This is a genomic window from Xanthomonas sp. LMG 12459 (assembly GCF_009192905.1).
Taxonomy (GTDB): Bacteria; Pseudomonadota; Gammaproteobacteria; order Xanthomonadales; family Xanthomonadaceae; genus Xanthomonas_A; species Xanthomonas_A sontii.
This window is the reverse complement of sequence record NZ_NSGT01000013.1, coordinates 16,294-35,828: the sequence shown is the minus strand read 5'-3', so window position 1 is coordinate 35,828 and position 19,535 is coordinate 16,294. Positions and strand designations below refer to the sequence as shown.

Annotated in this window: 17 protein-coding genes; 10 read left to right on the top strand and 7 right to left on the bottom strand. The window is 69.7% G+C overall.

Features of this window, described 5'->3' with window-relative positions; all coding sequences use genetic code 11:
- Positions 1-400: 400 nt before the first annotated feature.
- Genes CEK65_RS02890 through CEK65_RS02875 form a run of 4 tightly spaced genes read right to left on the bottom strand, consistent with a single transcriptional unit; the run spans position 401 to position 5,089 of the window.
- Positions 401-1,423, bottom strand: a complete 1,023-nt coding sequence (locus CEK65_RS02890; RefSeq protein ID WP_152180714.1) for a zinc-binding alcohol dehydrogenase family protein — start codon at positions 1,421-1,423, stop codon at positions 401-403.
- 42 nt (positions 1,424-1,465) lie between these two features.
- Positions 1,466-2,500, bottom strand: a complete 1,035-nt coding sequence (locus CEK65_RS02885; protein ID WP_152180713.1) for an aldo/keto reductase — start codon at positions 2,498-2,500, stop codon at positions 1,466-1,468.
- A 46-nt stretch (positions 2,501-2,546) separates the two neighbouring features.
- Positions 2,547-3,842 (bottom strand): SGNH/GDSL hydrolase family protein, encoded by a 1,296-nt coding sequence (locus tag CEK65_RS02880; RefSeq protein WP_152180712.1) that lies wholly within the window; start codon positions 3,840-3,842, stop codon positions 2,547-2,549.
- Positions 3,839-5,089, bottom strand: a complete 1,251-nt coding sequence (locus CEK65_RS02875) for an MFS transporter (protein ID WP_152180711.1) — start codon at positions 5,087-5,089, stop codon at positions 3,839-3,841. Before CEK65_RS02875 ends, CEK65_RS02880 begins: the two co-directional genes overlap by 4 nt.
- Positions 5,090-5,188: 99 nt before the next feature.
- Here CEK65_RS02875 and CEK65_RS02870 point away from each other — a divergent pair, with 99 nt between their 5' ends.
- From CEK65_RS02870 to CEK65_RS02855, 4 genes are all read left to right on the top strand, one after another.
- Positions 5,189-6,100 (top strand): LysR family transcriptional regulator, encoded by a 912-nt coding sequence (locus CEK65_RS02870; protein ID WP_152180710.1) that lies wholly within the window; start codon positions 5,189-5,191, stop codon positions 6,098-6,100.
- Positions 6,101-6,377: 277 nt separating this feature from the next.
- Positions 6,378-7,475 (top strand): OmpA family protein, encoded by a 1,098-nt coding sequence (locus CEK65_RS02865; protein ID WP_017909479.1) that lies wholly within the window; start codon positions 6,378-6,380, stop codon positions 7,473-7,475.
- A 283-nt stretch (positions 7,476-7,758) separates the two neighbouring features.
- The gene (locus CEK65_RS02860; RefSeq protein WP_148829683.1) at positions 7,759-8,256 is read left to right on the top strand and encodes a hypothetical protein; all 498 of its coding nucleotides are present in this window, start codon (positions 7,759-7,761) and stop codon (positions 8,254-8,256) included.
- Positions 8,257-8,383: 127 nt separating this feature from the next.
- The gene (locus CEK65_RS02855; protein WP_226980456.1) at positions 8,384-9,136 is read left to right on the top strand and encodes a pseudouridine synthase; all 753 of its coding nucleotides are present in this window, start codon (positions 8,384-8,386) and stop codon (positions 9,134-9,136) included.
- Here CEK65_RS02855 and CEK65_RS02850 read toward each other — a convergent pair.
- Both CEK65_RS02850 and kbl read right to left on the bottom strand, forming a co-directional pair.
- Positions 9,087-9,479 (bottom strand): HNH endonuclease, encoded by a 393-nt coding sequence (locus CEK65_RS02850; RefSeq protein WP_148829682.1) that lies wholly within the window; start codon positions 9,477-9,479, stop codon positions 9,087-9,089. The genes CEK65_RS02855 and CEK65_RS02850 overlap by 50 nt on opposite strands.
- 1 nt (position 9,480) lies before the next feature.
- Complete coding sequence (kbl, locus tag CEK65_RS02845; protein WP_148829681.1) at positions 9,481-10,683, bottom strand: glycine C-acetyltransferase; 1,203 nt, start codon at positions 10,681-10,683, stop codon at positions 9,481-9,483.
- A gap of 193 nt (positions 10,684-10,876) precedes the next feature.
- Between kbl and CEK65_RS02840 the strand changes: the two genes are divergently transcribed.
- The 5 genes from CEK65_RS02840 to CEK65_RS02815 all read left to right on the top strand — a co-directional run bounded on the left by CEK65_RS02840 (position 10,877) and on the right by CEK65_RS02815 (position 16,010).
- Positions 10,877-11,899 carry a sulfate ABC transporter substrate-binding protein gene (locus tag CEK65_RS02840; RefSeq protein ID WP_152180708.1) on the top strand — a complete coding sequence of 341 codons (1,023 nt, stop codon included), beginning with the start codon at positions 10,877-10,879 and terminating at the stop codon, positions 11,897-11,899.
- 4 nt (positions 11,900-11,903) lie between these two features.
- Positions 11,904-13,004, top strand: a complete 1,101-nt coding sequence (locus CEK65_RS21325; protein ID WP_043092975.1) for an ABC transporter permease subunit — start codon at positions 11,904-11,906, stop codon at positions 13,002-13,004.
- A complete protein-coding gene (gene cysW / locus CEK65_RS02825) occupies positions 13,004-13,960 on the top strand; it encodes a sulfate ABC transporter permease subunit CysW (protein WP_152180707.1) in 957 nt (318 codons plus the stop codon). Before CEK65_RS21325 ends, cysW begins: the two co-directional genes overlap by 1 nt.
- A gap of 7 nt (positions 13,961-13,967) precedes the next feature.
- Positions 13,968-15,008: a sulfate/molybdate ABC transporter ATP-binding protein gene (locus CEK65_RS02820; protein WP_017914302.1), complete on the top strand. Its 1,041-nt coding sequence runs from the start codon at positions 13,968-13,970 to the stop codon at positions 15,006-15,008.
- Between the two features lie 303 nt (positions 15,009-15,311).
- The gene (locus CEK65_RS02815) at positions 15,312-16,010 is read left to right on the top strand and encodes a TorF family putative porin (RefSeq protein WP_017910766.1); all 699 of its coding nucleotides are present in this window, start codon (positions 15,312-15,314) and stop codon (positions 16,008-16,010) included.
- Between the two features lie 89 nt (positions 16,011-16,099).
- Here the strand turns inward: CEK65_RS02815 and tdh are convergent, their stop codons facing one another.
- On the bottom strand, positions 16,100-17,131 hold the full coding sequence (tdh, locus tag CEK65_RS02810) for an L-threonine 3-dehydrogenase (RefSeq protein WP_193314671.1): 1,032 nt from the start codon (positions 17,129-17,131) through the stop codon (positions 16,100-16,102).
- A gap of 151 nt (positions 17,132-17,282) precedes the next feature.
- On the opposite strand from tdh, the gene CEK65_RS02805 reads away from it, so the two are divergent.
- The gene (locus tag CEK65_RS02805) at positions 17,283-19,442 is read left to right on the top strand and encodes a S46 family peptidase (protein ID WP_152180706.1); all 2,160 of its coding nucleotides are present in this window, start codon (positions 17,283-17,285) and stop codon (positions 19,440-19,442) included.
- Positions 19,443-19,535: the final 93 nt, after the last annotated feature.

The following is a 19,535-nucleotide window of genomic DNA, read 5'->3' as shown; positions in this document are numbered from 1 at the left end:
GGCGCGGCTGAAGCCGCTCCTACAAGTTTCGTGCGTCCGACAGAAAAAAAGCAGAGCAACGGCAACAGCTTCCGCTGGCGCGGGTCACTTTTCTTTGCTTGTGCAAAGAAAAGTAACCAAAAGAAAGCACACCCCGCAGCGCGCCTTCCGCGCTAACGCGCTCCAGGTTCGCAGCCACGTCGGGCATTTTCCGACGGCACATCCATGTGCCGGCGGAAAACGACGCGCATCCTGCGCGTCGCCCTTCGGGTATTCGCCCGCCGTGGCTGCCGCGCCGAGGGGACCCGGTAGATCAAAAGCACAGCAACAGCACAAGCAACAGCGGGAGCAGGAGCAGGAGCGGGAGCGGTTACGGTCGGCGGGGCGATCGCGCCAATGTTTCGATCGCTGCGCCGCCTGCTCAGCCCCAGCCGACCAGCGCCAGTTTGCCGATGGTGCTGCCCGACTCCAGGCGTCGGTGCGCCTCGCGCAGGGTGGTGGCGTTGATCGGGGTCAGGGTCTCGGTCAGGGTGGTGCGCAGTTCGCCGGCGTCCACCAGGCTAGCGGTGCGTGCCAGGATGCGGTGCTGTTCGATCATGTCCTCGGTGCGGAACCGGGCGCGCGCGAACATCATTTCCCAGTGGATGCCGATGCACTTGGCCTTGTACGGGTCGCCGATGTGCAGTGGACCGCTCGGTTCGACGATCAGGCCGACGTGGCCTTGCGGCGCCAGCAACTCGCCCAGCGCCTGCCAGTAGCGGTCGGTGTCGGCCAGGTTCAACGCGGCGTCCACCTGGTCGATGCCCAGTGCCTGCAGCTGCGGCGCCAGCGCCTGGCGATGGTCGATGACGTGGTGCGCGCCGAGTTGCAGGCACCAGTCGCGGGTCTGCGGCCGCGAGGCGGTGGCGATCACCTCGAAGCCGGCATGCCGCGCCAACTGGATCGCGATCGAGCCGACCCCGCCGGCGCCGCCGATCACCAGCAGGCGGCGGCCGCGGTTGTGTTCGTCGTCGAAGTCGAACGGCATGCGCTGGAACAGCAGCTCCCAGGCGGTCAGGGTGGTCAGCGGCAGCGCCGCGGCCTGGGCGAAGTCCAGCGTGGCCGGCTTGCGCGCGACGATGCGCGCATCCACCAGTTGGTATTGCGCGTTGCTGCCGGCGCGGGTGATGTCGCCGGCGTAGTAGACCTCGTCGCCCGGCTCGAAACCGTCGACCTCGGGCCCGACCGCCTCGACCACGCCGGCGGCGTCGTAGCCCAGCACCTTGGGCTGGCCGTCGCTCGCGCCCTTGGCGCGGACCTTGGTGTCCACCGGATTGACCGATACCGCCTCCACCCGCACCAGCAGGTCGTGGCCGGCGGGCGCGGGCGGCGTCGGCAGGTCGAGGTCGTGCAGCGACTGCGGATCGTCGATCGGAAGGGGATGGAGGGTAGCGACCGCTTTCATGGAGGCTCCTGGACGTGAGGGAAAGGAGGGCACGGCCGCGGCTCAGACCGGCCGCGGGTTGCGCTCGGCGAACCCGCGCTGGTGCCAGTACGGATACGCCGGTACCGCCGCGCTGGCCGCATCCAGCTGTTGCACGTGGGCGGCATCGAGGGTCCAGCCGACCGCCCCCAGATTCTGCCGCAACTGGTCTTCGGTCCGTGCACCAATGATCACGCTGCTGACCGTCGGCCGCTGCAACAGCCAGTTCAGTGCGATCTGCGGCACGCTGCGGCCGGTTTCGGCGGCGATGGCTTCCAGGGCGTCGATCACCCGGTACAGGCGCTCTTCCTCCACCGGCGGCCCGGCCTCGGTGACCGCCTTGTCGTGCAGGCGGCTGCTTTCCGGCAGCGGCTGGCCGCGGCGCAGCTTGCCGGTCAGCCGGCCCCAGCCCAGCGGGCTCCACACCAGCGCGCCCACGCCCTGGTCCAGGCCCAGCGGCATCAGTTCCTCCTCGTAGTCGCGGCCGATCAACGAGTAATAGGCCTGGTGCGCGACATAGCGCGACCAGCCGTGACGGTCGGCCACCGCCAGCGACTTCATCAGCTGCCAGCCGGAGAAGTTGGACACGCCCAGGTAGCGGATCTTGCCGGCGCGTACCAGGTCGTCGAGCGTGGACAGGGTTTCCTCCACCGGCGTGTGCGCGTCGAAGCCGTGCAACTGGAACAGGTCGAGGTAGTCGGTGCCCAGGCGGGTCAGCGCCGCTTCCACCGCGCGGACCAGGTGGAAGCGTGAGGAACCGACGCTGTTGGCTGCGGCGCGGTCGAAGCGGAAGCCGGCCTTGGTCGACAGCAGCACCTGGTCGCGGCGGCCCTTGATCGCGGCGCCCAGCACCGATTCGGCGGCGCCGCCGGAGTAGACGTCGGCACTGTCGAACAGGGTGACGCCGGCTTCCAGGCAGATGTCGATCAGGCGCCGCGCCTGGTCTACATCCGAATTGCCCCAGGTGGCGAAGAACGGATCGGTGCCGGCGAAGGTGCCGGTGCCGAAGCTGAGCACGGGGACCTTGAAGCCGGATGCGCCGAGATGACGGTATTCCATGGAACGCTCCTGATGAGGGAAGGAGGAAGGGAGGGGAGAGAAGGCGTCAGCGCGCCGCGGCGTCGGTGTCGACGGCGGCGGTCGCAGCGGAGGTGGAAGCGGCTGCGGTGGCGCCGAGCAACTGCGCGGCGGCGTCGGCCATGGCCGCGTAACCCGCATCGCCGGGGTGCAGGTGGTCGCCCGAGTCGAATTCCGACCGCATCCGCGCCGGGTGCGCGGGGTCGCGCAGCAGCGCATCGAAATCCAGGATCGCGTCGAAGCCGTTGCCTGCGCGCAGCCAGGCATTGACCTGCTGGCGCACGGCTTCTTTCTGCGGGCTGTAGTAGCCGGGGATCGGCGAGTCCGGCAGCGCGCCCTCGAACGGGGTGAGGGTGGCGCCGATCACCCGCAGGCCGCGCGCCTGCGCGCGCTGCAGCACCTGCCGGTAGCCGGCGATCAGGTCCTCGGCCGGCACCGGCGCATCGTCCGGCGCGAACGGCGTGCCGTACCAACTGATGTCGTTGATGCCCATCAGCAGGATCAGGGTGCGCACGCCGGGCTGCGCCAGCACGTCGCGGTCCAGCCGCGCCAGCGCGTTCTGGCCCATGCGGTCGCGCAGCACGCGCCCGCCGGAGATGCCCGCGTTGAGCACCGCCACCCGCTGCGCGGCCAGCCGCGTGGCCAACTGGTCCGGCCAGCGCCGGTCCTGCCCCGGCGTCGAGGCGGCGCCGTCGGTGATCGAATCGCCCAGCGCCACCACCGCGCCGATGGCATCGGCGCGGCGCACCTGGATGCCGCTGACGAACAGCCGCACCGGCAGCGCCGTGGCATCGGCCAGCGTGGCGTCGGCGGTGCGCTCGCCCTCGGCCAGCCAGGCGCTCTGCAGGCCTTCCCAGTGGAAGGTCGACGGCGCGGTCGGCTGCGGCAGGTACAGGCTGATGCTGAGCCGGGCCAGGTCCGGCACGCTCAGCGCCACCGGGTCGCTGAGCACCGGCGCGCCCGGCGGCACGGTCACTTCGGTCTTGCCACCGAAGCGCAGCGGCCGCTGCGAGCCGGGCAGGGTCGCGGCGCCGTCGCCGGCCAGCGCCAGCGACGCGGCGCCGATGTGCAGCGGCGCATCGCCATAGGCGTTGCTCAGTTCCACCCTCACCTCGCTGCCGCCGAGGCTCACCCGCGCCACCTGGCGCACGGTCTGCCGCCACAGGTGGAACGGCGTCTGCGTCGGGAACGGGAAGTCCGCGGCCCACAGCGGTTGCGGGCTGGCCTGCCAGGTCGCGACCCACTCGCGCGGCGCCGCATCCGCCATGATCGCCGTGCCCAGCAGCGCCGTCGCCAGCGCGGCCGTCGCCATCGGACGGCTCATGCCGCACCGCCGGCGGCGCAACCCGCGCCGTGACTGGCGGCGGGTGCGGCGGTGGCCGGCGACAGCCGCAGCGCGCCCAGCGCCACCGCCAATCCGGCCAGGGTCAGCAGCGCCGCCACCCACGGCAGTTGCGACAGGGTGCCGCCATGGCCGAGCACCAGGCCGCCCAGCCAGGCACCCAGCGCGTTGCCCAGGTTGAACGCACCGATGTTCAGGCTCGAGGCCAGATGCCGGCCGGCCTCGCCGGCCTTGCCCAGCACCCACACCTGGAGGGGCGCCACCGTGGCGAACGCGGCCACGCCCAGCAGGCCGATGCCCAGTGTCATCGCCAGCGCCGACGGCAAGGCGAGGGGCAGTGCCGCCAGCACCACCGCCAGCACGCCCAGGCTCAGCAGCAGCGCCTGCCGCGGGCGGCCGTCGGCCAGGCGTCCGCCGAGCACGTTGCCGACGATCATGCCCACGCCGAACACCAGCAGCAGCGGCGACACCGCACTCTCGGAAACTCCAGTGATCTGGGTCAGCAGCGGCTGCACATAGGTGTACACGGCGAACACGCCCGCATAGCCCAGCACCGTCGTCGCCAGGCCCAGCAGCACCGGGCCGCGACCGACCGCGCGCAGTTCCTCGCGCAGCGGCGGCGCCGGCGTGGCATCGCGGTCGGCCGGGACCAGTGCGGCGATCACCACGGTGGCCAGAGCACCGATCGCCGCCACCGCCCAGAACGTGGCGCGCCAGCCATGGTGCAGGCCCAGCCAGGCGCCGGCCGGCACCCCGAGCAGGGTGGCGACGGTGAGGCCTGTGAACATGGTCGAGATCGCCGAGGCCTTGCGCTGCGGGGGCACCAGGGTGGTGGCGACCACCGCGCCGACGCCGAAGAAGGTGCCGTGCGCCAGCGAGGTCACCACCCGCGCCGCCATCAGCGCCGCGTAGCTCGGCGCCAGCGCGCAGGCCAGGTTGCCGGCGGTGAACACCAGCATCAGCGCCAGCAGCACGCGCTTGCGCGGCCAGCGCCGGCTGGCCACGGTCAGCAGCGGCGCGCCGACGAACACGCCCAGCGCATAGCCGGAGATCAGCAGCCCGGCGGCCGGAACGCTGACCCGCAGGTCGGCGGCGACCTGCAGCAGCAGGCCCATGATCACGAACTCGGTGGTGCCGATGCCGAAGGCGCCAGCGGTCAGCGCGAACAGCGCGAGCGGCGTGCGCCCGGCAGCGGGCGGATGGGGATGCGGGGCGAGCGAGGCGGCCATGCGGCGGCTCCGGAAGTGACGGGAGGACGGCAGCCTAGGCCTGCAGGTTCTCAGCAAAAACAGTAAAAATATTGAACGACTTTCAATGGAATCCACACAATGGACCGGATCGGCGACATCGCCCTGTTCCTGCGCGTGCTCGACCTCGGTTCGATCAGCGCCGCCGCGCGCAGCCTGGACCTGTCGGTGGCGGTGGCCAGCCAGCGGCTGCAGCGGCTGGAGCGCGCGCTCGGCGTGCGCCTGCTGCACCGGACCACGCGGCGCCTGCACCCGACCCCGGAAGGCCTGCAACTGGCCGAGCAGGGGCGGCCGCTGGTCGAGGACCTGGAATCGCTGGCCGGCGGCCTGCGCCAGGCCGGCGTCGCCGCCGCCGGCACCCTGCGGGTGACGATGTCGGCGGCATTCGGCCGCCTGTATGTGTCGCCGCTGCTGCCGCGCTTCATGGCGCTGCATCCGCAGGTGCGGCTGAGCGTGCACCTCAGCGACAACGTCGTGGACCTGGTCAGCGAAGGCTTCGACCTGGCGATCCGCATCGGCACCCTGCGCGACTCCAGCCTGGTCGCGCGGCGCCTGGCCGGCAATCGGCGCATGCTCTGCGCCTCGCCCGACTACCTGCGCCACCACGGCACCCCGGCCACGCCGGCCGACCTGACCGCGCACGCCTGCCTGCTGCTGACCGGCAGCGACGGCCGCCAGGACACCTGGCGGCTGCAGGGACCCGACGGCGAAATCGCCGTCCGCGTGGCCGGGCCGCTGGAGACCAACTTCGGCGAGGTGTTGCGCGATGCCGCGGTCAACGGCCAGGGCATCGCCCTGCATTCGGAATGGCACGTGGCCGAGGACCTGCGGCAGGGACGGTTGCGCCAGGTGCTGGCCGACTACCCGCTGACCGAAACCGGCATCCACGCGGTGATGCCGCAGCGCCGGCTGGTGCCGCCGCGGGTGCGGGCCTTCGTCGAGTTCATGCAGGCCGAGTTGGCCGACCCGCCGCCATGGGCGCGGCCGCGATGAGAACTGGGTCGCCCTGCGGGCCGTTGTCTACGACCGCAAACGGTCATCTCCGTGCCGCATTGCGGGATTTCATCAACCTGTATAGGGTGTATCCACGGCCTAGGAGGGGCTGGCGTTGACTTTCACATGTTACGTGCTCGTTAACGCCATCTTCACTATGCCGCGCATAATGTGCGCGGCGATGGCGTGCGGAAACGGCCGTCTGGATGTGACGAGACATCTGTACTGAACCATGCCTCTACCGGTTTCTATCTCCCCGAAACAAGGAGTTGTATTAATGAACAAGAAAATTCTCACCGCCGCGTTGCTGGGCGGTCTGGCCGTCGCCCAGGCAGCGTCCGCGCAGGAATTCGACGACCGCTGGTACCTGACCGGTTCGGCTGGTTTCAACTTCCAGGACAAGGACCGCACCACCAACGATGCGCCCTTCGTCACCCTGGGCCTGGGCAAGTTCATCAACCCGAACTGGTCGCTGGACGGTGAGCTGAACTATCAGAACCCGAACTTCGACAAGAACCAGGACCTGAACTGGAGCCAGTACGGCATCTCGTTCGACCTGCGTCGCCACTTCATCCAGGAAGGCCGCGGCTGGAACCCGTACCTGCTGTTCGGCCTGGGCTACCAGCGCTCGGAAGAAGAGTTCGACACCGGCGGTCCGGTCTCCCCGGGCCAGCGCAAGGACGGCAACTTTGCCGCCAAGGCCGGCGTCGGTCTGCAGACCACCTTCGACAAGCGCGTTGCCGTGCGTGCCGAAGTGGCCTACCGCGCTGACTTCGACGACCAGAGCGTTGCCGCTCCGTCGCAGAACTGGTTCGGCGACGTGCTGGCTTCGGTCGGCGTCGTGATCCCGCTGGGCCCGCCGCCGGCTGCCCCGGTCGCCCCGCCGCCGCCGCCGGCCGCTGCGCCGAGCTGCGCCGATCTGGACGACGATGGTGACGGCGTCAACAACTGCGACGACAAGTGCCCGAACTCCCAGCCTGGCCAGACCATCGGTCCGGACGGCTGCCCGGTGCCGGTGTCGATCGACCTGAAGGGCGTCAACTTCGACTTCAACAAGGCGAACCTGCGTCCGGACGCCGTGGCGATCCTGGGCGAGGCCACCGAGATCCTGAAGCGTTACCCCGACCTGCGTGTCGAGGTTGCCGGTCACACCGACTCGAAGGGTACCGAAGCCTACAACCAGAAGCTGTCCGAGCGCCGCGCCCGCGTCGTGTACGACTACCTGACCAAGAACGGCGTCAGCGCTTCGCGTCTGGTCGGTCCGATCGGCTACGGCGAGAGCCGTCCGATTGCCCCGAACACCAACCCGGATGGTTCGGACAATCCGGAAGGCCGTGCGAAGAACCGTCGTACCGAGCTGAACGTCCAGAACTGATCGGACGCTTCCAGTCTCAAGCAAAGCCCGGCCTCGTGCCGGGCTTTGTTTTTGTGGGGTGGGAAATGTATGTCGGTGTCGTTGTGGGAGCGGCTTCAGCCGCGACAGACGTCCTGGAAATGCCTGCCGCGGCTGAAGCCGCTTCTGCAGGATGCACAAAGCATTCAAGCTGAATTTTTTCAGCAATCCCAATTATTTAGCGCGTGTAATGCCGGTAACAGTTGAAAGCACGCCGGGGCCTGCCTACACTCGCTCGTCGACTCGCCTGAATGGAAAAAAACCGATGCTGCGTATCGTGACGGCCAGCCTGCTCGCGCTCGCCCTGATTCCTGCGGCCCACGCCGCACCGGATTGCTCCGGCGATCTGCTGCCCAAGCCGCTGGCGTTGCCGGCCACGGTCGCCGCGCCGGTCGCTTCGGAACTGTTCAGTCGCAACGTGCAGCTGGGTATGCCCAGCGGCGTGCTGACCCAGTCCTACAGCAGCGACCAGTCGCTGGACCGCGTGCTGCTGCGGCTGCGCGCCGAAGGCTGCCAGAGCCTGGCCAACGCCACCCCGGGCGCGGTGAAGCCGAACGATCCGGCCGCCTACAAGCCGGCCACCGCGTTCGACAACACGCCGTGGCGGTTCGACATGAGCCAGAACGGCAAGCGCATGACCGCCGAGGAGTTCGACGCCTGGATGAAGGCGCGCGGAGTGCGCGTGGTCAAGGCGCGTCCGGCCGCTGCACCTGCCGCTGCCGCCGCCGAGGCGCCGGCGCCGGCCGACGCCAACAAGCAGTAAGTCCGGCGCGCGGCCGCTCGCGGCCGCGCCCGTCCGCGCCGTGCGAGGGGCCAAGCCGCCGCGTTCCCGCCGTCCGGCGTCGTCCCCGGCGGCGCCCGCACGTCCGCGCTCGCCCGCGCGCAGCGCCATCCCGGCTGCGCCGCGCCACGGCCTGGCCCGCACCCTGTCCAAGCTGGGCCTGTGCTCGCGCACCGAGGCCGCGCGCTGGATCGCCGCCGGCCGCGTCGCCGTCGACGGACGCATCGTCACCGATCCCGAATTCCCGATCCTGCAGGGCCGCCACCGGCTGGCCGTGGACGGCGCGCCGCTGGCCGACACCGCGCGTCGGTACCTGATGCTCAACAAGCCGCGCGGGCTGGTCACCAGTGCGCAGGACGAACGTGGCCGCGACACCGTGTACCGCTGTTTCGACGGTGCCGGCCTGCCGTGGCTGGCGCCGGTCGGGCGCCTGGACAAGGCCAGCGAGGGTCTGCTGCTGTTCAGCAACGATCCGCAGTGGGCGGCGCGGGTCACCGATCCGGGCAGCGGCCCGGACAAGACCTATCACGTGCAGGTGGACGCGGTGCCCGACGCGGCGCTGCTGGCACGGATGTGTGCCGGCGTGGTTGACGATGGCGAACCGCTGCGGACCAAGCAGGCGCGCCTGCTGCGCCAGGGCGAGCGCCATGCCTGGCTGGAAGTGGTGCTGGACGAAGGCCGCAACCGGCAGATCCGGCGGCTGCTGGCCGCGCTTGGCCTGGACGTGCTGCGGCTGGTGCGGGTAGCGATCGGCGACTTGGTACTGGGCGACCTGGGCAAGGGCGCGTGGCGCGAGCTCAGCGCCGCGGAAGTCACGGCGTTGGCGCCGGCGGCGGACGCCAGCGCGCCAGCCGCGCGCTGAGCAGGGCGGCGACCACCTCGCGGGCGCGCGCATCCTGCGGCCCACGCGCATCGTGGTGACGGCCCTTGGCGTGATTGCAGCCGGCGCAGGCCAGCGCCAGGTTTCGGGCATCGTTGGCATCGTCGCCCACCTGGGCGCACAGCGCCGCGGCGACGCGGCGCCCGAACCAGGCCTGTGGCACTACGTGTTCCAGCGTGCTGTGTCCGAGCGGTTCGCCGTCAGCGCGCAGGCGCAGGCGCCGGCGGCAATGCAGGCAGCGGGTCTCCCAGCCGTCCTCCAGCGCTTGCGCCTGGGCGTCGGTCTGCGCCGCCAGCAACAGCCGTTGGCGCAGCGCGGCGCGCATCTCAGGCGGCGAGTACGCCCAGTTCGCGGCCGATACGGGTGAACGCGTCGATCGCCCGGTCCAGGTGGGCGCGGGTGTGCGCGGCGCTGATCTGGGTGCGGATCCGTGCCTGGCCCTTGGGCACCACCGGGAAGAAGAAGCCGATGGCGTAGATGCCTTCCTCCAGCAGCCGCTCGGCGAAGCGCTGCGCCAGCGGCGCGTCGTACAGCATCACCGGGCAGATCGGATGGGTGCCGGGCTTGATGTCGAACCCGGCGGCGGCCATGCGCTCGCGGAAGTAGGCGGTGTTCTCGACCAGGCGCGCGCGCAGGTCGTCGGCCGCGTCGAGCATCGCGAAGGCCTTGATCCCGGCCGCGACCACGTGCGGCGGCAGCGAGTTGGAGAACAGGTAGGGGCGCGAGCGCTGACGCAGCAGTTCGATCACCTCGCGGCGGCCGGTGGTGAAACCGCCCAGCGCGCCGCCCATGGCCTTGCCCAGGGTGCCGGTGACGATATCGATCCGGTCCAGCACGCCCTTGACCTCGGCCGAGCCGCGGCCGCTGGCGCCGAGGAAGCCGGTGGCATGGCATTCGTCGATGTGCACCAGCGCGTTGTACTTCTTCGCCAGCGCGGTGATCTCGTCCAGCGGGGCGATGAAGCCGTCCATCGAGAACACGCCGTCGCTGGTGATCAGCTTGGTCTTGCAGCCGGCGGCGTCGGCCGCCTGCAGCTGCGCTTCCAGGTCGGCCATGTCGCAGTTGGCGTAGCGGAAGCGCTTGGCCTTGCACAGGCGCACGCCGTCGATGATCGAGGCGTGGTTGAGCGCGTCGGAGATGATCGCGTCGTGCTCGCCGAGCAGCGGTTCGAACAGGCCGCCGTTGGCGTCGAAGCAGGCGGCGTAGAGGATGGTGTCCTCGGTGCCGAAGAACGTGGCGATCTGCGCTTCCAGTTGCTTGTGCAGGTCCTGGGTGCCGCAGATGAAGCGCACCGAGGCCATGCCGAAGCCGTGCGTGTCCAGCGCGTCCTTGGCGGCCTGGATCAGCGCCGGATGATCGGCCAGGCCCAGGTAGTTGTTGGCGCAGAAGTTCAGCACGCGGCGGCCGTCGGCGAGGACGATTTCCGCCGCCTGCGGGCCGACGATGATGCGCTCGGACTTGAACAGGCCCTGGGCGCGGATCGCGTCCAGTTCCTCGGCGTAGTGCTGGGTGAGGCGGGAGTCGGTCATGACGGGCACGCGCGGCGGAAAGAAGCGGCGATTTTACCGCGGCGCCCGCGCCGGCCGCGGCCGTCATGCACAAATGGCATGAGCCGCTGCCGTGAAGTCATTTCACCCGCCGCCTGCCGCTGCGCAGCATGCGTCATGGTCCGCGGCGGGTATCGGCCGCGGCGTCGGCCTGTGTGTTTTCGGAGAACCGCCCATGTCCAGCCTTCCGCCGCGCCGCTGGCGCCCGCTGCTCGCGCTCGCACTGTGCGTGTTCGCCGGGGCCGCGGCCGCCGCCGAGACGCAACTGCTCAACGTGTCCTACGATCCCACCCGCGAGCTGTACCGGGACTACAACGCCGCCTTCGCCAGGCACTGGGCGCAACTGCATCCCGGCGAGCAGGTCGCGGTGGAGACCTCGCACGGTGGCTCCGGCAAGCAGGCGCGCGCGGTCATCGACGGGGTCGAGGCGGACGTGGTGACGCTGGCATTGGCCTACGACGTCGATGCGATCGCCGCCAAGAGCAAGCTGATCGATGCGAACTGGGCCACGCGCCTGCCCGACAACAGCGCGCCGTACACCTCGACCATCGTGTTCCTGGTGCGCAAGGGCAATCCGAAGGGGATCAAGGACTGGCCCGACCTGCTGCGCAGCGGCGTGTCGGTGATCACGCCCAATCCCAAGACCTCCGGCGGCGCGCGCTGGAACTATCTGGCCGCCTGGGCCTACGCCGACCACATCTTCAAGGGCGACCGCGAGCGCATCCTCAACTACATGCGCGCGCTGTTCCGCAACGTGCCGGTGCTGGACACCGGCGCGCGCGGTGCCACTACCACCTTCGTCCAGCGCGGCATCGGCGACGTGCTGCTGGCCTGGGAGAACGAGGCGTTCCTAGCGCAGCAGGAACTGGGCCAGGACAAGTTCGAGATCGTCGTGCCGAAGCTGTCGATCCTGGCCGAGCCGTCGGTGGCGCTGGTCGACAAGAACGTGGACAAGCACGGCACCCGCGCGGTGGCCGAGGAATACCTGAAGTACCTGTACTCGCCGGAAGGACAGAAGATCGCGGCCAGACACTATTACCGGCCGCGCCATCCCGAGTACGCCGATCGCGCCGATCTGGCGCGGCTGCCGAATGTGCGCCTGGTCACCATCGATCAGGCGTTCGGGTCCTGGGCCAAGGCGCAGGCCACGCACTTCGACGACGGCGGCCTGTTCGACCAGATCCAGGCGAGCAAGTGACGCGATGGCCGTGACCGCCGCCGCCGTTGCCCGCGCCCCGCGCCAGCGCCGGGTGATGCCGGGGTTGGGGCTGAGTCTGGGCATCACCCTGACCTGGCTGGGACTGGTGGTGCTGATCCCCTTGTTCGCGGTGCTGCTCAAGACCAGCGGGCTGGGCTGGGACGGCGTGTGGCGGGTGTGGAGCGAGCCGCGGGTGCTGGCGGCGTTGCGCTTGAGTTTCGGCACCGCGTTGGCCGCGGCCGCGTTCAATGCGGTGATGGGCACCTGGGTGGCCTGGGTGTTCGTGCGCTATCGCTTTCCCGGCAAGCGCCTGTTCGACGCGATGATCGATCTGCCGTTCGCGCTGCCGACCGCGGTGGCCGGCATCGCCCTGACCGCGTTGTACGGCAGCAACGGCTGGATCGGACGCTGGCTGGAGCAGCCGACGCAGGCGCTGGCGGCCAGCCTGCCGACGCTGGCCTGGTGGTGGCCGCGGCTGGCGCTACTGCTGGCGCTGGCGGCGACCGGCTACGCGCTGCTGCGGCGTAGCCAGGCGCTGCTGCCGGCACCGCTGCGCGTGCTGCAGCGCCTGCTCGGCACGGTCGCCGTGCTGAGCCTGGCCGCACTGGGCGTCGGCGGCCTGCTGATCGGCTATGTCGGGCTGATGCAGGTCAGCGGGGCGAGCGGGGTCAAGGTCGCTTACGCGCCACTGGGCATCGTCGTGGCGCTGGTGTTCGTGGGGCTGCCGTTCGTGGTGCGGATCGTGCAGCCGGTGCTGGCCGAGGCCGAGCGCGAACTGGAAGAGGCGGCGGCCACGCTCGGTGCCGGGCGCTGGCAGACGGTGCGCCGGGTAGTGCTGCCGACCCTGTGGCCGGCGGTGCTGACCGGATTCGCGCTGGCCTTCGCGCGTGGCGTCGGCGAGTACGGCTCGGTGATCTTCATCGCCGGCAACCTGCCCAATGCCACCGAGATTGCGCCATTGCTGATCACCATCCGCCTGGAAGAGTTCGACTACGGCGGCGCCAGCGCGATCGCCGCAGCGATGCTGCTGTTGTCGCTGCTGTCGCTGCTACTGGTGAATGGGGCGCAGGCCTGGTTCGCGCGGCGCGGCAGGGCGGTGGCGTGATGGCGTCGGTCGTGTCCGCGCTGACCGCGCACGTCCCCGGGCAGGCCGGCGCTGCCGCCGTCGCCGCGCACGTGCAGGCTTCGGTGGTCGACGAGCCGCGCTGGGTGCGGCGGTTGCTGATCGGCGGCGTGCTCGCCTTCCTGCTGGCGTTCCTGCTGCTGCCCTTGCTGCTGGTGTTCACCGAGGCGTTGCGCAGCGGCGTCGGCGTGTTCTGGCGCGCGATCTCGGATCCGGACGCGCTGGCGGCGATCCGCCTGACCCTGCTGGTGGCGGCGATCGTGGTGCCGTTGAACCTGGTGTTCGGCGTGGCCGCGGCCTGGGCGGTCAGCAAGCACCGTTTCCCCGGCAAGCGCCTGCTGGTGAGCCTGATCGACCTGCCGTTCTCGGTGTCGCCGGTGGTCGCCGGCCTGTTGTTCATCCTGATCTTCGGCCGCAACGGCTGGGCCTGGCCGTTGATCGGCGAAGGCGTGTGGCTGCACCTGCCGCCGCTGGGCGACGTGTCGCTGCATCTGCCGCGCATCGTGTTCGCGCTGCCGGGCATCGTGCTGGCGACCACCTTCGTCACCTTTCCCTTCATCGCCCGTGAGCTGATGCCGCTGATGGAGCAGCAGGGCGACGACGAGGAGCTGGCGGCGCTGAGCCTGGGCGCCAGCGGTTGGCAGACGTTCCTGCGGGTGACCCTGCCGAACATCCGCTGGGGCCTGCTGTATGGCGTGCTGCTGTGCAGTGCGCGGGCGATGGGCGAGTTCGGCGCGGTATCGGTGGTGTCCGGACAGATCCGCGGGCGCACCAACACGCTGCCGCTGCATGTGGAGATCCTCTACAACGAATACGCCTACAGCGCGGCCTTCGCCTGCGCCAGCCTGCTGGCGCTGACCGCGCTGCTGACGCTCGCCGTCAAGTCCTGGCTGCACTGGCGCCACGGCGCGGCGCTGGCCGCCACTCACCGACATTGAGGTTGCGATGAGCATCCGCGTACAGCATCTGGGCAAGCGCTTCGGCGATTTCGCCGCGCTCGACGACGTCAGCCTGGACATCCGCCAGGGCGAACTGCTGGCGCTGCTGGGGCCGTCCGGCTCCGGCAAGACCACGCTGCTGCGGGTGATCGCGGGGCTGGAACATGCCGACCGCGGACGCGTGCTGATCCACGGCGAGGACGCCACCGCGCTGTCGGTGCAGGCGCGCCGGGTCGGCTTCGTGTTCCAGCACTACGCCTTGTTCAAGCACATGAGCGTGTACGAGAACATCGCCTTCGGCCTGCGCGTGCGCCGCGAGGCGCGCTGGAGCGAGTCGCGCATCCGCGCGCGGGTGCAGGAACTGCTGGCGCTGGTCCAGTTGCACGATCTGGAGCGACGCTACCCGGCGCAACTGTCCGGCGGCCAGCGCCAGCGTGTGGCGCTGGCCCGCGCGCTGGCGATCGAGCCGCGCGTGCTGTTGCTCGACGAACCGTTCGGCGCGCTCGACGCGCAGGTCCGCCGCGACCTGCGGCGCTGGCTGCGCGAGCTGCACGAACGCACCGGCCTGACCACGGTGTTCGTCACCCACGACCAGGAAGAGGCGCTGGAACTGGCCGACCGCGTGGCCATCCTCAACCGCGGCCGGATCGAGCAGATCGGCAGCCCGGCACAGGTCTACGAGCAGCCGGCTTCGCCGTTCGTCTACGCCTTCGTCGGTGCGGTGAACCGGCTGCCCGCGCGTCTGCACGACGGGGCGGTGCAGGTCGGCGGCCTGGCCTTGCCGGCGCCATCGACGCCGCTGTCCAGTGGTCCGGTCGAGCTGTACGTGCGGCCGGAAGACCTGGCGCCAGGCAACGAGGGCTGGGCGGCGACGGTGCTGTCGATCCAGCGCAGCGGCCCGCGACTGCGCCTGCGCGCGCAGCTGGCGCACGGCCACGACGAGGTCGAGGTGGAACTGCCGGCGGGCGAGGGGGCACCCGACTACGCGCCGGGCCAGCCATTGCACCTGCGCGCACGCCGTTTCGGGGTCTTCGCCCGGCCCGACTGAGGCGCCATCGCGCCCTGCCGATCGGCGATCGCCCGCGCCTGCGCATTGGTGTGGCCAGCGGCTGCCTGCCCGGTCGCGGCCTGACCGCCAACTCCCGGACGAGGGCCTTCCCTGGCAGCCGGCTCCCGCTGTCGGCGGCTCGCTGTGTCCGCGCTTGGCGCGAATCGGGGGTTTTGTGTCACGGCGTGGCATGCGCCGCGTGAAAAGTTGTTGCACTGCACGATCAAAGCAGTTAAAAAACCGTAAAGGCGCATCCGCCTCGTCGCTGCAACCCCTCCCTCGTCAACCCTAGGAGAATGACCGGTGAACAAGACCACTCTCGCCCTGGCCGTCGCACTGGCCGCTTCGCCGCTCACCGTCCTGGCCCAGGACGAGCCCACCTCGCCGATCACCGGCTCCTATGGCGTGGTCAGCGACTACGTGTTCCGTGGCGTCTCCCAGACCAACAAGGGCCCGGCGTTCCAGGCCGGCCTCACCTACACCTCGCCGTTCGGCCTGTACGTGGGCACCTGGGGCTCCAACGTCGATTTCGGCGCGGGCGATCCGGATTGGGAAGTGGACGGCTTCGTCGGCTACAACGTCGATTTCTCGCCGGACTGGAACTTCGATGTGATGGTCAACCGCTACGGCTATCCGGGCGCCGGCAAGTCGAACTACAACGAACTGATCACCAAGACCAAGTTCCTCAAGACCTACACCCTGACCGTGGCCTACACCGACAACGTGTACAACCTGGACCGGGACAGCTTCTACTACGCGCTGGACGGGAACTGGTCGCTGCCGCAGGGCTTCAGCGTCGGCGCGCACGTCGGCCGCACCACCTACGAAAGCGCGTTGACCGCGTACCAGGACTACACCGACTACAACGTCAGCGTGGGCAAGATGGTCGGCCCGCTGGCGCTGAGCGTGGGCTACTACGACACCGACAACAAGGGCGCGGCGAACTTCACCGAGCGCCTGGCCGGTCACCGCGTGGTGGTCTCGGGCACGATCGCGTTCTGATCGCATCGTCTCGTGAAACGACGAAGGGCGCCGCGAGGCGCCCTTCGTCTTTTTCGGCATCGCATCGCCGCGTAGCCGCGGCGCGCGCATCACCAGCTCAGCACGACCTTGCCGGCCTTGCCTTCTTCCATCAGGTCGAAGCCCTTCTGGAATTCGTCGATGGTCAACTGGTGGGTCAGCACCTTGCCCAGCGGGAAGCCGGACAGCACCAACTGGGTCATCTTGTACCAGGTCTCGTACATCTTGCGGCCGTAGATGCCCTGCACGGTCAGGCCCTTGAAGATGATCTTGTCCCAGTCGCAGCCGGCGCCGCGCGGCATGATGCCGAGCATGGCGATCTTGCCGCCGTGGTACATGCAGTCGAGCATGTCGTTGAACGCGCGCGGATTGCCGCTCATCTCCAGGCCCACGTCGAAGCCTTCCATGTGCAGGTCGGCCATCACCTCCTTGAGCGAGGTGTTGGCGACGTTGACCACGCGGGTCGCGCCCATGTCCGCGGCCAGCTTCAGGCGGAAGTCGTTGACGTCGGTGACCACCACGTTGCGCGCGCCGATGTGCTTGCAGATGCCCGCGGCGATGATGCCGATCGGGCCGGCGCCGGTGATCAGCACGTCCTCGCCGATCACGTCGAACTCCAGCGCGCAGTGCGCGGCGTTGCCGTAGGGATCGAAGAACGCGGCCAGTTCGGACGGGATCTGGTCGGGGATCGGCCACAGGTTGGAGGCCGGCATCACCATGTACTCGGCGAAGGCGCCGTTGACGTTGACGCCGATGCCGACCGTGTTCGGGCACAGGTGCGGACGCCCGCCGCGGCAGTTGCGGCAGTGGCCGCAGACGATGTGGCCTTCGGCCGAGACGCGCTGGCCGACCTCGTAGCCGGTGACCGCCGAGCCGAGCTGGGCGATGCGGCCGACGAACTCGTGGCCGATGGTCAGGCCGGGCTTGATGGTGCGCTGGCTCCACTCGTCCCACAGGTAGATGTGCAGGTCGGTGCCGCAGATCGCGGTCTTTTCCAGCTTGATCAGCACCTCGTTGGGGCCGGGCACCGGCACCGGCACCTGTTCCAGCCAGATGCCCTTGGCGGCCTCGCGCTTGACCAGCGCCTTCATTGTTTGCGCCATGTCGGTGCAGATTCGATGGGAAGAGGGCGCGCAGTATAAGCGCCCGGCCGACGCGGCCATGTTGCGGCGCGGTCAGGGTGCCATTGGTCACGGTCCGGCCACTTGATGACAGCCGTTACACTCTAACGTCTGTCATCAAGGAAACCATTCGATGCGTTCGAATTCGTTGGCTGTCGCCATCGCCGCCGTGGCCGCCCTGTCCGGCGCCTCCGCCGCCCACGCTGGCGAGGGCATGTGGGTCCCGCAGCAGTTGCCGGACATCGCCGGGCCGCTGCAGCAGGCCGGCCTGAAGCTGTCGCCGCAACAACTGTCCGATCTCACCGGCGACCCGATGGGCGCGGTCGTCTCGCTCGGCGGCTGCACCGCCAGCTTCGTCTCGCCGCAGGGCCTGGTGGTGACCAACCACCACTGCGCCTACGGCGCGATCCAGCTCAACTCCACTCCGCAGAAGAACCTGATCCGCGACGGCTTCAGCGCCGCCAGCCAGGGCGCCGAACTGAGCGCGGGCCCGAACGCGCGCATCTACGTGCTCGACCGCATCACCGACGTCACCGCGCAGGCCAAGGCGGCGATGGCCGCGGCCGGCAACGATGCGCTCAAGCGCACGCAGGCGCTGGAGGATTTCGACAAGGCCCAGGTCGCCGCGTGCGAAGCCGATGCCGGCTACCGCTGCGAGCTGTACAGCTTCTCCGGCGGCAACACCTACCGCCTGTTCCGCACCCTGGAAATCCGCGACGTGCGCCTGGCCTACGCGCCGCCGTCGGGCATCGGCAAGTTCGGCGGCGACGTCGACAACTGGATGTGGCCGCGCCACACCGGCGACTTCTCGTTCTACCGCGCCTACGTCGGCAAGGACGGCAAGCCGGCCGCCTATGCCAAGGACAACGTGCCGTACCAGCCCAAGCACTTCCTGAAGTTCGCCGACCAGCCGCTGGGCGCCGGCGATTTCGTCATGGTCGCCGGCTACCCGGGCCGCACCAACCGCTATGCGCTGGCCTCCGAATTCGACGCCACCGCGAGCTGGGGCTACCCCACCGCCGCGCGCCAGTACCGCGACCTGATCGCGCTGGTCGAGCAGGCCGGCAAACAGAACCCGGACATCCAGGTGAAGTACGCCGCGACCATGGCCAGCTGGAACAACGTCGCCAAGAATTACGAGGGACAGCTGGAGGGCTTCAAGCGCATCGATGCGGCGGCCAAGAAGCACGCCGAGGAAGACGCAGTGCTGGCTTGGCTCAAGCGCCAGGGCGGCGAGGGCAAGGCCGCGCTGCAGGCGCATGCGCAACTGCTGGCGCTGGGCGAGCAGGCCAAGGCCACCCGCGATCGCGACCTGGTGCTGCGGCAGATGCGCCGCACCGGCGTGCTCGGCAGTGCGGTGTCCTTGTATCGCCTGTCGATCGAACGCGCCAAGCCGGACGCCGAACGCGAGCCGGGCTACCAGGAGCGCGACCTGCCCGAGATCGAGGGCGCGATGAAGCAGATGGAGCGCCGCTACGTCGCCGCCATGGACAGCCAGTTGCAGCGCTACTGGTTCGACCAGTACCTGAAGCTGCCGAAGGCGCAGCGCCTGCCGGCGCTGGACCAGTGGCTGGCCGGTGCCGACGCGCAGGCCGCGGCCACGCGTCTGGCCGGCACCCAGCTGGGCAATACCGAGGCGCGCCTGAAGTGGCTGCATGCCGACCGCGCCGCGTTCGAGGCCAGCGACGACCCGGCGCTGCGCTATGCGGTGGCACTGATGCCGACCCTGCTGCAGATCGAGCAGGACGAGAAGCGGCGTGAGGGCGAGGAACTGCTGGCGCGTCCGCGCTACCTGCAGGCCGTGGCCGACTACAAGAAGAGCCAGGGCGAGTTCGTGTATCCGGACGCCAACTCCTCGCTGCGCATCACCTTCGGCAACGTCAAGGGCTACGTGCCGAAGGACGGCGTGGCCTACACCCCGTTCACCACGCTGGAAGGCGTGGTCGCCAAGGACACCGGCGTGGAGCCGTTCGACTCGCCCAAGGCGTTGCTGGAGGCGGCCAAGGCCAAGCGCTACGGTGGGCTGGAGGACAAGCGGCTGGGCACGGTGCCGGTCAACTTCCTGTCCGACCTGGACATCACCGGCGGCAATTCCGGTTCGCCGGTGATGGACGCGCACGGCAAGCTGGTCGGCCTGGCCTTCGACGGCAACTGGGAGTCGGTGAGCTCGAACTGGGTGTTCGATCCGGCCATGACCCGGATGATCGCGGTCGATTCGCGCTACCTGCACTGGATCATGCAGGAAGTGATGCCGGCGCCGCGGCTGTTGAAGGAGTTGAACCTGGCCAAGTGAGCCGGGTTCCGGCGGGCGGCGGCGACGGCCGCCGTCCGCATGTCCGCCCCGGCACGCCGCGGCGGGCACGCGGGATGCAGCGCAGGGTTTCCG

Coding starts and splice junctions, on each gene's coding strand:
- CEK65_RS02875 (WP_152180711.1), bottom strand. CDS start 5,089: ATGGCCGCCTCGCTCGCCCCGCATCCCCATCCGCCCGCTGCCGGGCGC.
- tdh (WP_193314671.1), bottom strand. CDS start 17,131: ATGGCGCAAACAATGAAGGCGCTGGTCAAGCGCGAGGCCGCCAAGGGC.
- cysW (WP_152180707.1), top strand. CDS start 13,004: ATGGCGTCGGTCGTGTCCGCGCTGACCGCGCACGTCCCCGGGCAGGCC.
- CEK65_RS02865 (WP_017909479.1), top strand. CDS start 6,378: ATGAACAAGAAAATTCTCACCGCCGCGTTGCTGGGCGGTCTGGCCGTC.
- kbl (WP_148829681.1), bottom strand. CDS start 10,683: ATGACCGACTCCCGCCTCACCCAGCACTACGCCGAGGAACTGGACGCG.
- CEK65_RS02870 (WP_152180710.1), top strand. CDS start 5,189: ATGGACCGGATCGGCGACATCGCCCTGTTCCTGCGCGTGCTCGACCTC.
- CEK65_RS02880 (WP_152180712.1), bottom strand. CDS start 3,842: ATGAGCCGTCCGATGGCGACGGCCGCGCTGGCGACGGCGCTGCTGGGC.
- CEK65_RS21325 (WP_043092975.1), top strand. CDS start 11,904: ATGGCCGTGACCGCCGCCGCCGTTGCCCGCGCCCCGCGCCAGCGCCGG.
- CEK65_RS02840 (WP_152180708.1), top strand. CDS start 10,877: ATGTCCAGCCTTCCGCCGCGCCGCTGGCGCCCGCTGCTCGCGCTCGCA.
- CEK65_RS02890 (WP_152180714.1), bottom strand. CDS start 1,423: ATGAAAGCGGTCGCTACCCTCCATCCCCTTCCGATCGACGATCCGCAG.
- CEK65_RS02860 (WP_148829683.1), top strand. CDS start 7,759: ATGCTGCGTATCGTGACGGCCAGCCTGCTCGCGCTCGCCCTGATTCCT.
- CEK65_RS02885 (WP_152180713.1), bottom strand. CDS start 2,500: ATGGAATACCGTCATCTCGGCGCATCCGGCTTCAAGGTCCCCGTGCTC.
- CEK65_RS02805 (WP_152180706.1), top strand. CDS start 17,283: ATGCGTTCGAATTCGTTGGCTGTCGCCATCGCCGCCGTGGCCGCCCTG.
- CEK65_RS02820 (WP_017914302.1), top strand. CDS start 13,968: ATGAGCATCCGCGTACAGCATCTGGGCAAGCGCTTCGGCGATTTCGCC.
- CEK65_RS02850 (WP_148829682.1), bottom strand. CDS start 9,479: ATGCGCGCCGCGCTGCGCCAACGGCTGTTGCTGGCGGCGCAGACCGAC.